Below are 12239 nucleotides of genomic sequence, written 5' to 3'. Positions count from 1 at the left end.
CCGGGTGGCTGGCCGGCGGGCTACGCCGGGTGGCCGATCGGGGCGGTCATTGCCTGGGTCAGGGCGATGAGGTCCGCCGGGGCAAGCTCGACGTCGAAGCCGCGGCGGCCGCCGGAGACGTAAATGGTCTCGAAGTGGAGGGCGGAGACGTCCACGACAGTGGGGGAGTGTTGGCGCTGGCCCAGGGGCGAGATGCCGCCCAGGACGTACCCGGTGCGGCGCTGGGCACGGGCCGGGTCCGCCATGGCTGCCCGCTTCAGGCCCAGGGCATGCGCCAGGGCCTTCAGGTCCAGGGTGCCGTTGACCGGCACCACTGCCACCGTGAGGGAGCCGTCGACGTCGGCCATCAGGGTCTTGAACACCCGCGCCGGCGGCACGCCCAGCACGGCGGCGGCTTCCAGCCCATAGCTGGCTGCGGTGGGATCGTGCGTGTAGGCGTGCGCGGTGAAGGGCACCCCTGCCGCAGCCAGGGCGGCTGTGGCAGGGGTGCCTGTGCTTCCGGCACTTTTCTTCCTGGCCATGCCGGTGGCGTCCGGTGCGGCCGTCAGGCTGCCGGGCGCAGTCCGCCGGCAATCTTGCGCTTGACCCGGCCCAGCATGGCGGACATGCCGCGCATGCGCAGCGGCGAAATGGCGCGCGTGAGGCCCAGCTGTTCGGGCATGTCGTCCGGCACGGCCAGGATTTCCTCCGCCGTCAGCCCGTCCAGCCCTTCGAAAAGGACGGAGGCGAAACCACGCGTGGTGGGAGCCTCCGGAGGGGCCTGGAAGAACAGCCGCACCACGTCGCCGTGGTCGGTCTTTTCTGCCTCGACGGTCAGGAACAGCGGCGACTGGCATTCCACCACCTGTTCGAGCAGTTCGGGGTGGGACGTTAGGCGTTCCGGCAGGGCCGGCAGGGACCGGGAGAATTCCAGGAGGAGCGTCAGGCGGTCGCTTTCCTCAAGTTCCTGGAAGTCGTTCACGATCTCGGCCAGCGCCTGCGGGAGGGCTTGTGAAGTAGTCATCAACTAAAGCGTACGTTTCTTTCCGCTGGAAGGGACAACCGGGACGCAGGCTAGTTCGCCGAGGGCAGTTCGCCGCGCTCGGTGCCCTTGGTGATCGGGACACGGACGCTGTTGCCCCACTCGGTCCAGGAGCCGTCGTAGTTGCGGACGGTCTCGAAGCCCAGCAGGTACTTCAGCGCGAACCAGGTGTGGCTGGAACGCTCGCCGATGCGGCAGTAGGCCACCACGTCGTCGCCGGCCTTCAGGCCCGCTTCGCCCAGGTACAGGGCCTCAAGCTCCTCGCGGCTGCGGTAGGTGCCGTCGGTGTCCGCGGCGCGGCCCCAGGGGATGGAGGCGGCGGTGGGGATGTGCCCGCCGCGCAGGGTGCCTTCCTGGGGGTAGGCGGCCATGTGGGTGCGCTCGCCCGAGTACTCCTCGGGGGAGCGGACGTCGATCAGCGGCTTGCCCAGGTGTGCTAGCACGTCTTCCTTGTAGGCACGGATGGGGGCGTCATTGCGCTCCACGACGGGGTAGCCGGCGGCCGGGGTGACGGCCGTGCGCTCGGTGGTCAATTCGCGGCCCTCGGCAATCCACTTGTCACGGCCGCCGTCGAGGAGGCGGACGTCCTGGTGGCCGAACAGGGTGAAGACCCACAGTGCGTAGGCGGCCCACCAGTTGGACTTGTCGCCGTACACCACCACGGTGGTGTCGCGGGAGATGCCCTTGGCCGCGGCCAGCCTGGCAAACGCCGCGCCGTCGATGTAGTCGCGGGCCACGTCGTCGTTCAGGTCGGTGTGCCAGTCGACCTTGACCGAGCCGGGGATGTGGCCGGTCTCGTACAGGAGCACGTCTTCATCGGATTCGACGACGACCAGGCTGCCGTCCTTCGTGGCGCCGTCGGCCAGGGCCTTGGCCAGCCATTCGGTGGAAACCAGGCGCTCCGGGTGGGCGTAGCTGGCAAACTTCTCATTTTTTTCAACTGCAACGGGCATGGTGCCCCTTCCCTAGACGGCCCGCACCGGGCGGTACCGGGAATTTCCGGTGCCATCCATGGGGCGGGGCGGTATTTACCGGCTGCAGCTTCCAAAAAAGCGGCCGGACTTCCTTTTTACAGTAACCACGGGGATCCGGGGATTAGTCCCTGAAGTTAACGTGGCGCAATATCGGAGTGGGTATTCTTGAAGGGGCCCCCGCCGGGGCCCTGAAGCATGCATAGAATTCCTGCGATGAACGGATCAACCCTTGGTACACGTTGAGCAACTTTCCACCCGCCGGCCGGCCGTGTCGGTGGAGGAACTGCTGAAGGGATTTGTTCCCTCGCCACGCTTTGGCGAAGTTTCCTTCGCCAGCTACCGCCCGGATCCGTCGCAGCCCTCACAGGCCGAGGCGGTGCGCGTGCTGGAGGGCTTCGGCTCCCAGGTGGCCGCCAAGCCGGCCGGCGGGCTCCGCAGGCTCTTCGGCGGCAAGTCCAGGAAGGCCGAGTCGCGCGCCGGAATCTACCTCGACGGCGGTTTTGGCGTCGGCAAGACGCACCTGCTCTCCTCCTTGTGGCACCAGGTGGACGGCCCCAAGGCCATCGGCACCTTCGTGGAGTACACCAACCTGGTCGGTGCCCTGTCCTTCCGCAAGACAGTGGAGGCGCTGAGCAGCTACAAGCTGGTGTGCATCGACGAATTTGAACTGGACGATCCCGGTGACACCGTGCTGATGTCCCGGCTTATGCGTGAACTGGCCGACGCCGGTGTCAAGCTGACGGCCACGTCCAACACCCTGCCCGGTTCCCTGGGTGACGGCCGTTTCGCTGCGGTTGACTTCCAGCGCGAGATCCAGGTGCTGGCGGACCAGTTCGAGATCCTGCACATTGACGGTGAGGACTTCCGCCACCGCGGCCTGCCCACCCCGCCGGAGCCGCTGCCCAACAGCGACCTTGACACCACCATGCGCCGGGAGTTTGCCGGCAAGACCGTGGCCGTGGATGACTTCGGCACGCTCGTGGAGCACCTGGCCGGCGTCCACCCGTCCCGTTACCGGCAGCTGATCGACGGGATCGACGCCGTCGTCTGGCGCAATGTGCACACCATTACCGAGCAGTCGGTGGCCCTGCGCTTCGTGGTCCTCGCCGACCGCCTGTATGACAAGGACGTGCCGATCCTGGGCAGCGGAGCACCCCTGGACACCCTGTTCACGCCGGAAATGATGGCCGGCGGCTACCAGAAAAAGTACTTCCGGGCCGTGTCCAGGCTGACCGCCCTTGCCCGCGAGGCCCAGGAGGCGCCGGCTGCCGGCGATGCCGGTACGGCCGGCGCTGCCGACAGCGAATCCGGGGCTGTGCCGCAGCCGGCACGCCAGGGCGCATAGGAGCGGGCGCCCAACGCAGCGGCTCCACGCGCCAGCGAGCAGCCCGCGGCCAAAAAAGCGAAAGGCGCCGGTGCCGTCTCTCGACGGGACCGGCGCCTCCTTTGACGCCAATTCAGGGGCGAAGGGTCGGTGTTACTGACCGTTTTGGGCTTGCCCGTCCACGTAGTCCGAACCCGCCTGCTGCAGGCCGTCAACCTGGTCCTGGAACCTGCCATCGGTCTTTTCGTCGACGAAGTCGCCGGCCTTCTCGATGCCGTCCTTGACCTGGTCGCCATGGCTGCCGATCAGTTCTTCTGCCTTGCCCTTGATGTTGTCAAATACAGACACAAGGCACCTCCCTTCACTCACGGGGCCATTGCCGCCCCAACTTCCTCAAGACTAATGCCGCCGGCCGTGGTGTCAAACACTTTTGCCGTGGCGTTTCCCGGCGGCCCCCGGCCACCAAATACGGGCGCCAAGGTCATAGGAGAGTGCGGGGACCAGCAGCGAACGGACAAGGGTGGTGTCCAGCAGCACGCCAAAGGCGACGATGAAGGCCAGCTGGGCCAGGAACAGCAGCGGAATGACGCCCAGCGCGGCGAAGGTGGCGGCCAGCACCACGCCGGCCGAGGTGATTACGCCGCCGGTCTTGCCGAGCCCGCGCAACACGCCGGCACGGGTTCCGAGGAGCTGGGCCTCCTCCCGGACCCGCGTCATGAGGAAGATGTTGTAGTCAACGCCCAGGGCCACCAGGAACACAAAGCCAAACAGCGGGACGGTGGCGTCGGCCCCGGGAAAACCAAAGATGTGGTTGAAGACCACGGCGGATACGCCCATGGTCGCGGTGTAGGACAGGACCACCGAGCCGATCAGCACCAGCGGGGCCAGGATGGAGCGCAGCAGCACCATGAGGACCACCAGGATGACGGCCAGGACCAGGGGAATGATCGTGGCCAGGTCGTGTTGTGCCGTGACGTTGGTGTCCAGGGCAATGGCGGACACCCCGCCCACCAGCACGCCTGCGTCGACGGCGGGCAGGTCCCGCCGCAGGGCCACCACCACACGTTCGGCGGCATCGGAGTCCGCCTGGTCCTTCAGCGTGGCGTTGACCATCACCCGGCCGTCCCTGGCCACCGGGACGGAATCCGGACCGGGACGCGAATTTCCCGTGTAGACCGCGGCGTCGGCAATGCCCCCCGAGCTTTCGACGGCGGAAACCACCTGGGCCGCCTTGGCCTGGTCCGCAATGACCACCACGGGGCTTCCGCTGCCGGCGTTGAAGTGCTGCGCCAGTGCGGCCTGCCCGTCCACCGCGTTGCTCGGGCCCAGGATGACCTGGGTCTGCGACACACCGTGGGCCTGCAGCTGGAGGATGCCGCCGCTGGCAACCACCAGCAGGGCAAGCGAAAGAACCCACGTCACGCGGGGCCGGCGTGCAATGACGAGGCTGATGCGCCGCCACAGCCCGGTGACTCCGTCAAGGCCCCGGCCCGCAGTGGCGTCGCCCGGACCGGGGACGCCGGGGATGCCCGGCGCAATGCTGTGGGCGGTCGCCGTGTCCAGCCTGGGCCGGAACGGCCAAAAGGCGGCCCGGCCAAAGACGGCCAGCAGGGCGGGCAGGCAGGTCAGGGCGGCCACAAGGGAGAAGAAGATGCCGATCGCGGCGATGGGGCCCAGGCTGCGGTTGGAATTCAGCTCGGAAAACAACAGGCAGAGCAGGGCGAGGATCACGGTGGTGGCGGAGGCGGTGATCGGCTCCCACGCCCCGCGGAGGGCACGGCCCAGGGCAGCCCGGGCCGACTCCACGTGGTGCAGGGCTTCCCGAAAGCGGGCCACCAGCAGCAGCGAATAATCCGTGGCTGCCCCGATGACGAGGATGGACAGGATACCCTGGCTCTGCCCGCTGAGCTTGATCCAACCCCAGCGGGCCATGTAATACACCACCACAATGGCCGCACACAGGGCCGCGACGGAGGTGAAGAGCACCAGGACCGGCAGGACCACGGAGCGGTAGACCAGCAGCAGGATCACAAAGACGACGAGCAGGGCCACCAGCAGAAGCACGCCGTCGATCCCGGCGAACGCGCCCACCAGGTCCGCGCCGAGCCCCGCCGGCCCCGTGACGTAGTAGCTCATGCCGTCCGGGACATTCGCGGCCAGGACCTTGCGCAGCCCGTCCACGACCGTCTTCAGGTCCCCGGCGTCCGCCACCGGGACAATGTATTCGACGGCAAGACCGTCCTGGGACGGGATGGGCCCGGCGATGCCGGTTGTTGCACCCGCTGCGCCCTGGGGGACACCGGCGACGGCGCCCATCGTGCGGGGGAGGGCTGCCAGGACCTCCAGTTCGCCGTCCGTGGGCCTGCTTTTCGCGGTGACCAGCACCACGGCCGGCACGGTGCTGCTGTCCACAAACCGGTGCTGCCATTCCTGGACCGCGGTGGATTCGGCGCTGGCGGGCAGGAAGGCGGCCTGGTCGTTGCTGGACACCTGGGAGATTTTTCCGAACGTCGGCCCACCCACCCCGGCCGCTGCCAGCCACAGCAGGATCAGCAGGGCCGGCAGCGCCGGCCGCACCCATTTCCTTGAAGTCCTCATGAAACTGTTCATGGCCCCCATATTACTTCCACGATGGAGATATTTGTTCATGAAGAGACAAAATTCAGCAAAGTAGTAAGGAAAGGCGGAGTATTGATTCCATGATGTCGACCGACCCCTACGGAGAACTCCTGACTGCAATGCGGGAGTTTTCTCTCGAATCAGACCGCTATGTGGAGCGGGTTGCCGCCCTCTACGGCCTGCACCGCACTGACCTGAATGCGCTGGGGTATCTTGTGCGCCCGGGTGTGGGGGAGAAGCCGCTGACACCGGGGAAGCTCGGGGCGGCCCTTAACCTGAGCTCGCCGGCCACGACGGCACTGGTGGACAGGCTGGAACGCTCGGGCCATGTGACGCGCCAGCGGAGCCGCACGGACCGCCGCCAGGTGGACCTGGCCATGACGGACCATGCCGGGGAGGTGGGGCGCGCCATGTTCGGCCCGCTGGCCGCCGTCATGCGCGGGGCACTGGGGAAGTACACCCCGGGCGAGGTGGAACTGCTGACGCGGTTCCTGCATGAGATGACGGCCGCCACCGAAGCGGCCGGGGACGCTGTGGCTGCACCTGCCGGGGGAGCGGCGCACGGGGCCGGCCGGGACGGTACGGTGCCCTGAAGCCGGTGCCGGTGTGCCACAATGGCAGGGCCATCAGGCACCCGGACGAGGTGCGCCGTACCCGGCCAGCGACAAGACGGCGTTTGGGAGGATTGTGCCATGGCCTGGATTGTCTTGATTGTCTCCGGAACGCTTGAAGCCGTGTGGGCCACTGCCCTGGGCAGGAGCGAGGGTTTCAGCAAGCCGCTGCCGAGCATCATTTTCGTTGCGGCCCTCGCGGCCAGCATGGGGGGCCTGGCCTGGGCCATGCGGACACTGCCCGTCGGCACGTCCTATGCGGTGTGGGTGGGCATTGGCGCGGCCCTGACGGTCGCCTACGCCATGGCGACCGGCACCGAATCGGTGTCGCTGCTGAAGGTCCTGTTGCTTCTGGGACTCGTGTGCTGCATCGTGGGGCTGAAGCTGGCGCACTAGCTTAAACGTACGACGGCGACGCAAGGCTTGCGTCGCCGTCGTACGTTGCTGGTGGTGGGCGATACTGGGATCGAACCAGTGACCTCTTCCGTGTCAGGGAAGCGCGCTACCGCTGCGCCAATCGCCCCAGGGGGCCGGATTGGAAAAACTGCCGGAACCTTTGAGGTTCCGGCAGTTTCTTCTCCGAGTGGTCGACGAGATTCGAACTCGCGACATCCACCTTGGCAAGGTGGTGCTCTACCAACTGAGCTACGACCACATTTACTGCTTGCCGAAGCATTGCTTCAGCCAAATGAACGCGTGACGTTCATTCGTGGGCGATACTGGGATCGAACCAGTGACCTCTTCCGTGTCAGGGAAGCGCGCTACCGCTGCGCCAATCGCCCAATGCATCCCGCTGAACTATACAGCAAAATACCTTGGATCAGCCAAATGGAGGTGGGAACGGGATTCGAACCCGTGTACACGGCTTTGCAGGCCGTTGCCTCGCCTCTCGGCCACCCCACCGTGAGTACGTACGGTGTCCTGCGAGTGGTCGACGAGATTCGAACTCGCGACATCCACCTTGGCAAGGTGGTGCTCTACCAACTGAGCTACGACCACATCAGCGTTTCTTCCTGGCCTGTGGCGTCTCCGCTTCGGCAGTCCGTGTTGCTGCGGTGAAAACATTACCTGAGCTTTTTCCCAAACGCCAAATCGGCGCGCTGCGGCGTTCGGGGCTCGGACGGGTGACGGCCCTGGATCGCAGCAATCGCGCGGAAGTTGCCCGTCCGCCGTGAATTACAGGCGTGTGATTCGGGGGCCCATTTGGGGTGGTTTGACCCGTTTTTGGGAGGCTCGGGCGAAAATACGTGCTGTGTGCGTGGTCACACTGCCTGGCTGGAGGCGGCCCGTGCCGGGGGGTGGCGGACCCGATTATGCACTCGCGCGGGTTTGGGCTATTGTTTTGAACGCACCAAGGAACACCGCGGAAGCGGACAACGGTCCACTCGGTCCGACTTGGGCGATTGGCGCAGTGGTAGCGCGCTTCGTTCACACCGAAGAGGTCACTGGTTCGAACCCAGTATCGCCCACCAACACAAAAGCCCCTCTGACCAGCACAAACACTGGTCAGAGGGGCTTTTTCGTTGCCGTGGCCCTTCCCTGCGCCGACCCGGCGTTATCCGCCGGCCCCGTCTTATCCACAGCCGGGCGTTGGCGGCCTGCAAAGTGTCGGCGGGTAGTGAAATAGTGGAACCATGACGGCACCAGCATTGGCACACACCACCGACCTTGGGCGCATGTACGCCCGTTCCCTGTCGGAACCGCCCAAGGTTCCATCGATCACCACGGTGATCGGCCAGCAGGCGGCGAGCCTGGACGGCTGGATCGGTTACATGGCGGCCAATGCCGTGGCCAGGCACCCCGACCTGGGCGACGCCGTGGGCAATCCGGGCCGCCTGCGCACCGTGGTGCGGGACAGCTCCAACGCCGCCGAACAGTACCGGGATGCTGCCGCCTCCCGCGGGGACCGGGTCCACCACTACTGCGAACAGGTCGCGTTGCGCGCCCTGGGCCGGCCCCACCAAATGCCGGAGGCGCGCGCCGCACTGGCGGACAAGGGTGAGGAAAACTTTGCCGTGCGTTTCGACGCCTGGTGGGATGAGTACAAGGTCCAGCCGCTGGCGCCGGAAATCACCGTATGGAATGAAACGCTTGGCTATGCCGGCACGCTGGACCTGGTGGCCACCATCGGCGGCAAGCTGTGCATCATCGACTACAAGACGAAGGGCACCGACCGCAATGGCCAGGTCAAGGGCCTGGACGCCAAGGTGGTCATGCAGCTCGTGGCGGGCATGAAGGCCGAGGAATCCATAGTGGACGAATCCGCCGGCACCTGGGAGGCCTGGAAATACGGGACGGACCCCGTCCTGCTGGGGGTGGCCATCGGCGAGACCGAGGTCCGCACCCTGCGTGCCAATCCGGCCGTGCTCAAACAGCACTGGTTCAAGTTCGCCTCCCTGCGCCGCGTCTGGCAGACCTCGCTCGAGGCCGCCCAGGCCGGAGCGCCGCTGCTGCCCATCGCAGCTCCTGCCGGCTGAGCCCTGCGGGCAGGGCTCAGCCGGCAGGATCGCGGCCCGGGCACTGCCGGCCTGTCCTGCTGGCGGAATCATGGGTGGCCGGAACGGCCAACTAGACTGGATGCCTGGGCGCTCCCGCGGCCCGAACAGGCACGCACCGACACCAAAGTGAGGTCCCCACCATGGCCATTTTGAGCATTCGCATCATCGGCGACCCCGTCCTGCGCACCCCTGCCGAAGAAGTGACCGAGTTTGGCCCCGAACTGGCCAAGCTGATCGAGGACATGGCCGAGACCATGGCGGACGTCCGCGGCGCCGGGCTCGCCGCGCCCCAGGTCGGCATCAGCAAGCGCATCTTCACGTATTCGGTGGACGGTGCCGAGGGGCATGTCATCAACCCCGTCATTGCCGCCAGCGACGATTTCGCCCCCGACGAGCCCGAAGGCTGCCTGTCGGTTCCGGGCCTGGGCTTCAGCGTCCGACGCCACCGGTGGGTGCGGATCACCGGTGTGGATAAAAACGGCGGGCCGCTGGACATGGAAGCCACCGGCCTGCTGGCCAAGTGCTTCCAGCACGAGACCGACCACCTGGACGGGAAACTCTATGTGGACCGGCTCGAGGGCGAGGACCGCAAAACCGCCCTGCGTGCCATCCGCACGGCGAACTACCACAACGTCACGGCGGAGACACTCACCAAGCGTGCCCGCACGGTCGGCTCCGCGTTCGGCGCAGGCGCCGCCGGATGAGGGTCCTCTTTGCCGGCACCCCCGCCGTCGCCCTGCCGTCGCTGGAGGCGTTGCGTGCCGCCGGGCACCAGGTCGTCGCGGTCCTGACCCGCCCGGACGCGCCGCTGGGACGCAAACGGGTGCTCACGCCGTCGCCCGTCGCCGCCCGCGCCGCCGAACTGGGCCTGCCTGTCATCAAGGCGGACAAGGTCGACGCCGCCGCCCGGGAAGCCATCGCGGCCGCCCGCCCCGACGTGGCCGCCATCGTCGCCTACGGGGCCCTGGTGCCGGAATCGGCCCTGGCCATCCCGGCGCACGGCTGGATCAACCTGCACTTTTCCCTGCTGCCGGCCTGGCGCGGCGCCGCCCCCGTCCAGCACGCCGTCATCCACGGCGATGAGCTCATTGGCGCTTCCACCTTTTTGCTGGAGAAGGGCCTGGACACGGGGGACGTGTACGGGACCATGACCGAACCCATCCGCTCCACGGACACCAGTGCGGCACTGCTGGAGCGCCTCTCGCACAGCGGCGCGGCACTCCTGGCACAGACCATCGACGGGCTGGCTGCCGGGAGGCTGACCGCCGTGCCGCAGCGGGGGGAGGTCTCCCTCGCCCCCAAACTGGGGCTGGAGGACGGCCACGTGAACTGGCACGACCCTGCCCTGGCCATCGACCGCAGGGTCCGCGGCGTCACCGCCGAGCCCGGGGCCTGGACCACGCTGCAGGGCCAGCGCTTCAAGCTCGGCCCCGTCACGCAGCGTCCGGACGTCACGCAGCTGGCCCCGGGGCAGCTGCAGGTGGACGCCAAGGCGGTGCTGGTGGGGACGGGCTCACATGCGGTGGAACTGGCCATGGTGCAGCCGGGCGGCAAGAAGATGATGAAGGCAAATGACTGGGCCCGCGGCCTGGCGAACAAGGAAGACGTGGTGTTTGAATGACCAGCGAACAAGGCGGTCCGGCAGGCCGGTCCGGACACCCCCGGGACCAGGGGCGCCCGGGCGGCCACGCCGGGGTGCGGCGCCGCGACGACGCCGGGCGTGAACGCAACCGGCGCACGGGGCGCAACCGCACGGAATCGGCCCCGTCGCAGCGCACCCGCGCCGCGGACCCCGCCCGGCTGGTCGCCTTCGAGGTGCTCCGGGCCGTCTCCGGCGACGATGCCTACGCCAACCTGGTGCTGCCGGCCCGGATCCGCAACCACCACCTGGACCGCCGCGACGCTGGGTTTGCCACCGAACTCGCCTACGGCGCACTGCGCGCCCAGGGCACCTACGACGCCATCCTGGCCCGCTGCGTGGACCGCCCGCTGGCGGAGCTGGACCCGGCCGTCCTGGACGCGCTGCGCATCGGCGTCCACCAGCTGCTTGCCATGCGGGTCCCGGCGCATGCGGCGCTCGACCAGACCGTCGGCCTGGCACGCGCCGTCATTGGCGCCGGCCCGGCCGGACTGATCAACGCCGTGCTGCGCAAGGTATCCGCCAAGGACCTGCCGGCATGGCTGGCGGATCTGACCGACGGGCTGGGCGACGACGTCAAGGTCGCCGCCGTCGAGCACTCCCACCCCGAATGGATCGTCCGCGCCCTGCGCCAGGCCCTCGTGGCCCACGGCCGCGACGCCGCCGAAATCACGGCACTGCTCGAGGCCGACAACGCCGCCCCCGTCGTCAACCTGGTGGCCCTGCCCGGGATCGGCAGCCTGGCGGAGGCGTTCGACGCCGGGTTCACGCCCGGCCCGCTCGTCACCGGCTCCGCACTGTCCTCCGGCGGCGACCTGGGCCGGCTCTCCAGCGTCCGCGACGGCACCGTCCGCGTCCAGGACGTCGGCTCCCAGCTGGTGGCCCGCGCCCTGGCCGGGGTGGAGCTGAAATCGGAGCTCGACGGCGGCGAGGAACGCTGGCTTGACCTGTGCGCCGGGCCCGGCGGCAAGGCCGCGCTGCTGGCCGCCCTTGCGGCGGAAAAGGGTGCCTGGATCCTGGCCAACGAGCCTGCCCCGCACCGGGCCAAACTGGTGGGCCAGGCCATGGCCGCCATCCCGGAAGACACCTGGACGGTGCGCACCGGCGACGGCCGCGACGTGGGACGGGACCATCCGGCGTCGTTCGACAGGATCCTGGTGGACGCCCCGTGCACCGGGCTGGGCGCCCTGCGCCGCCGGCCCGAATCCCGCTGGCGCCGGAAGCTCTCCGACGTCTCCGAACTTGGCCCGCTGCAACGCGAACTGCTCGGATCGGCGCTGGCCGCCGTCAAGCCCGGGGGAGTGGTGGCCTATGTGACGTGCTCGCCGCACACGGCGGAGACACTTGCCGTGGTCGAGGACGCCCTGCACGGGCGCGCTGACCTTGAGCTGCTCGACGCCGGGGCCGCCCTGGATGCCGCCAGCCTGACCGGGGACCTTGGCGCCGGGAACGCGCGGTCGCCGCTGCCCGTCAGCCGCATGACGGCCCAGCTGTGGCCGCACCTGCACCAGACCGACGCCATGTTCCTCGCCCTCTTCCGCAAGCTCTGACCC

At 68.1% G+C, this 12239-nt stretch carries 12 protein-coding genes, 6 tRNA genes and 1 riboswitch; of the genes, 8 read left to right on the top strand and 10 right to left on the bottom strand.

Going from position 1 to position 12239, the window contains the following annotated elements; translation table 11 throughout:
* Positions 1-20 precede the first annotated feature (20 nt).
* Genes ybaK through MMF96_RS08330 form a run of 3 tightly spaced genes read right to left on the bottom strand, consistent with a single transcriptional unit; the run spans position 21 to position 1974 of the window.
* Positions 21-521 carry a Cys-tRNA(Pro) deacylase gene (gene ybaK, locus MMF96_RS08340; RefSeq protein ID WP_176615804.1) on the bottom strand — a complete coding sequence of 167 codons (501 nt, stop codon included), beginning with the start codon at positions 519-521 and terminating at the stop codon, positions 21-23.
* 23 nt (positions 522-544) lie between these two features.
* The gene (locus MMF96_RS08335) at positions 545-1003 is read right to left on the bottom strand and encodes a SufE family protein (protein ID WP_176615803.1); all 459 of its coding nucleotides are present in this window, start codon (positions 1001-1003) and stop codon (positions 545-547) included.
* 50 nt (positions 1004-1053) lie between these two features.
* Positions 1054-1974, bottom strand: coding sequence for a sulfurtransferase (locus tag MMF96_RS08330; protein WP_176615802.1), 921 nt, complete (start codon positions 1972-1974; stop codon positions 1054-1056).
* 250 nt (positions 1975-2224) lie between these two features.
* On the opposite strand from MMF96_RS08330, the gene zapE reads away from it, so the two are divergent.
* Complete coding sequence (gene zapE / locus MMF96_RS08325) at positions 2225-3340, top strand: cell division protein ZapE (RefSeq protein WP_176615801.1); 1116 nt, start codon at positions 2225-2227, stop codon at positions 3338-3340.
* A 132-nt stretch (positions 3341-3472) separates the two neighbouring features.
* Here the strand turns inward: zapE and MMF96_RS08320 are convergent, their stop codons facing one another.
* Positions 3473-3667: an antitoxin gene (locus MMF96_RS08320; RefSeq protein WP_176615800.1), complete on the bottom strand. Its 195-nt coding sequence runs from the start codon at positions 3665-3667 to the stop codon at positions 3473-3475.
* Between the two features lie 72 nt (positions 3668-3739).
* Positions 3740-5929, bottom strand: a complete 2190-nt coding sequence (locus MMF96_RS08315; protein ID WP_256883218.1) for an MMPL family transporter — start codon at positions 5927-5929, stop codon at positions 3740-3742.
* A gap of 89 nt (positions 5930-6018) precedes the next feature.
* Here MMF96_RS08315 and MMF96_RS08310 point away from each other — a divergent pair, with 89 nt between their 5' ends.
* Positions 6019-6531, top strand: coding sequence for a MarR family winged helix-turn-helix transcriptional regulator (locus MMF96_RS08310; protein WP_176615798.1), 513 nt, complete (start codon positions 6019-6021; stop codon positions 6529-6531).
* 24 nt (positions 6532-6555) lie between these two features.
* A riboswitch (guanidine-III (ykkC-III) riboswitch) is annotated at positions 6556-6617 on the top strand.
* 13 nt (positions 6618-6630) lie between these two features.
* Positions 6631-6945, top strand: coding sequence for a multidrug efflux SMR transporter (locus MMF96_RS08305; protein WP_176615797.1), 315 nt, complete (start codon positions 6631-6633; stop codon positions 6943-6945).
* 52 nt (positions 6946-6997) lie between these two features.
* Here MMF96_RS08305 and MMF96_RS08300 read toward each other — a convergent pair.
* From MMF96_RS08300 to MMF96_RS08280, 5 genes are all read right to left on the bottom strand, one after another.
* Positions 6998-7072 (bottom strand) — tRNA-Val (locus MMF96_RS08300).
* Between the two features lie 59 nt (positions 7073-7131).
* A tRNA-Gly gene (locus tag MMF96_RS08295) sits at positions 7132-7204 on the bottom strand.
* Between the two features lie 55 nt (positions 7205-7259).
* Positions 7260-7331 (bottom strand) — tRNA-Val (locus MMF96_RS08290).
* Positions 7332-7378: 47 nt separating this feature from the next.
* Positions 7379-7452: transfer RNA gene (locus MMF96_RS08285), tRNA-Cys, on the bottom strand.
* Between the two features lie 23 nt (positions 7453-7475).
* Positions 7476-7548, bottom strand: a tRNA-Gly gene (locus MMF96_RS08280).
* Positions 7549-7946: 398 nt separating this feature from the next.
* On the opposite strand from MMF96_RS08280, the gene MMF96_RS08275 reads away from it, so the two are divergent.
* The 5 genes from MMF96_RS08275 (at position 7947) to MMF96_RS08255 (ending at position 12236) form a co-directional block, all read left to right on the top strand.
* Positions 7947-8021 (top strand) — tRNA-Val (locus tag MMF96_RS08275).
* Positions 8022-8183: 162 nt separating this feature from the next.
* Positions 8184-9026, top strand: a complete 843-nt coding sequence (locus MMF96_RS08270) for a cytochrome (protein WP_176615753.1) — start codon at positions 8184-8186, stop codon at positions 9024-9026.
* A gap of 161 nt (positions 9027-9187) precedes the next feature.
* On the top strand, positions 9188-9751 hold the full coding sequence (gene def, locus MMF96_RS08265; RefSeq protein WP_176615752.1) for a peptide deformylase: 564 nt from the start codon (positions 9188-9190) through the stop codon (positions 9749-9751).
* On the top strand, positions 9748-10668 hold the full coding sequence (gene fmt, locus MMF96_RS08260) for a methionyl-tRNA formyltransferase (RefSeq protein ID WP_176615751.1): 921 nt from the start codon (positions 9748-9750) through the stop codon (positions 10666-10668). Before def ends, fmt begins: the two co-directional genes overlap by 4 nt.
* Positions 10665-12236, top strand: coding sequence for an RsmB/NOP family class I SAM-dependent RNA methyltransferase (locus MMF96_RS08255; protein WP_176615750.1), 1572 nt, complete (start codon positions 10665-10667; stop codon positions 12234-12236). The genes fmt and MMF96_RS08255 overlap by 4 nt, the downstream gene beginning before the upstream one ends.
* Positions 12237-12239 lie beyond the last annotated feature (3 nt).

The organism is Arthrobacter sp. STN4 (assembly GCF_024539665.1).
In the GTDB taxonomy this organism is placed as follows: Bacteria; Actinomycetota; Actinomycetes; order Actinomycetales; family Micrococcaceae; genus Specibacter.
The sequence above is the reverse complement of the archived record's forward strand: the minus strand, read 5'-3'. Positions and strand labels throughout refer to the sequence as shown.

Excerpts from the sequence above, each read along its gene's own strand:
- ybaK (WP_176615804.1), bottom strand. The coding sequence starts at position 521 with ATGGCCAGGAAGAAAAGTGCCGGAAGCACAGGCACCCCTGCCACAGCC.
- MMF96_RS08335 (WP_176615803.1), bottom strand. The coding sequence starts at position 1,003 with ATGACTACTTCACAAGCCCTCCCGCAGGCGCTGGCCGAGATCGTGAAC.
- MMF96_RS08330 (WP_176615802.1), bottom strand. The coding sequence starts at position 1,974 with ATGCCCGTTGCAGTTGAAAAAAATGAGAAGTTTGCCAGCTACGCCCAC.
- MMF96_RS08315 (WP_256883218.1), bottom strand. The coding sequence starts at position 5,929 with ATGAACAGTTTCATGAGGACTTCAAGGAAATGGGTGCGGCCGGCGCTG.
- MMF96_RS08310 (WP_176615798.1), top strand. The coding sequence starts at position 6,019 with ATGATGTCGACCGACCCCTACGGAGAACTCCTGACTGCAATGCGGGAG.
- MMF96_RS08305 (WP_176615797.1), top strand. The coding sequence starts at position 6,631 with ATGGCCTGGATTGTCTTGATTGTCTCCGGAACGCTTGAAGCCGTGTGG.
- MMF96_RS08270 (WP_176615753.1), top strand. The coding sequence starts at position 8,184 with ATGACGGCACCAGCATTGGCACACACCACCGACCTTGGGCGCATGTAC.
- def (WP_176615752.1), top strand. The coding sequence starts at position 9,188 with ATGGCCATTTTGAGCATTCGCATCATCGGCGACCCCGTCCTGCGCACC.
- fmt (WP_176615751.1), top strand. The coding sequence starts at position 9,748 with ATGAGGGTCCTCTTTGCCGGCACCCCCGCCGTCGCCCTGCCGTCGCTG.
- MMF96_RS08255 (WP_176615750.1), top strand. The coding sequence starts at position 10,665 with ATGACCAGCGAACAAGGCGGTCCGGCAGGCCGGTCCGGACACCCCCGG.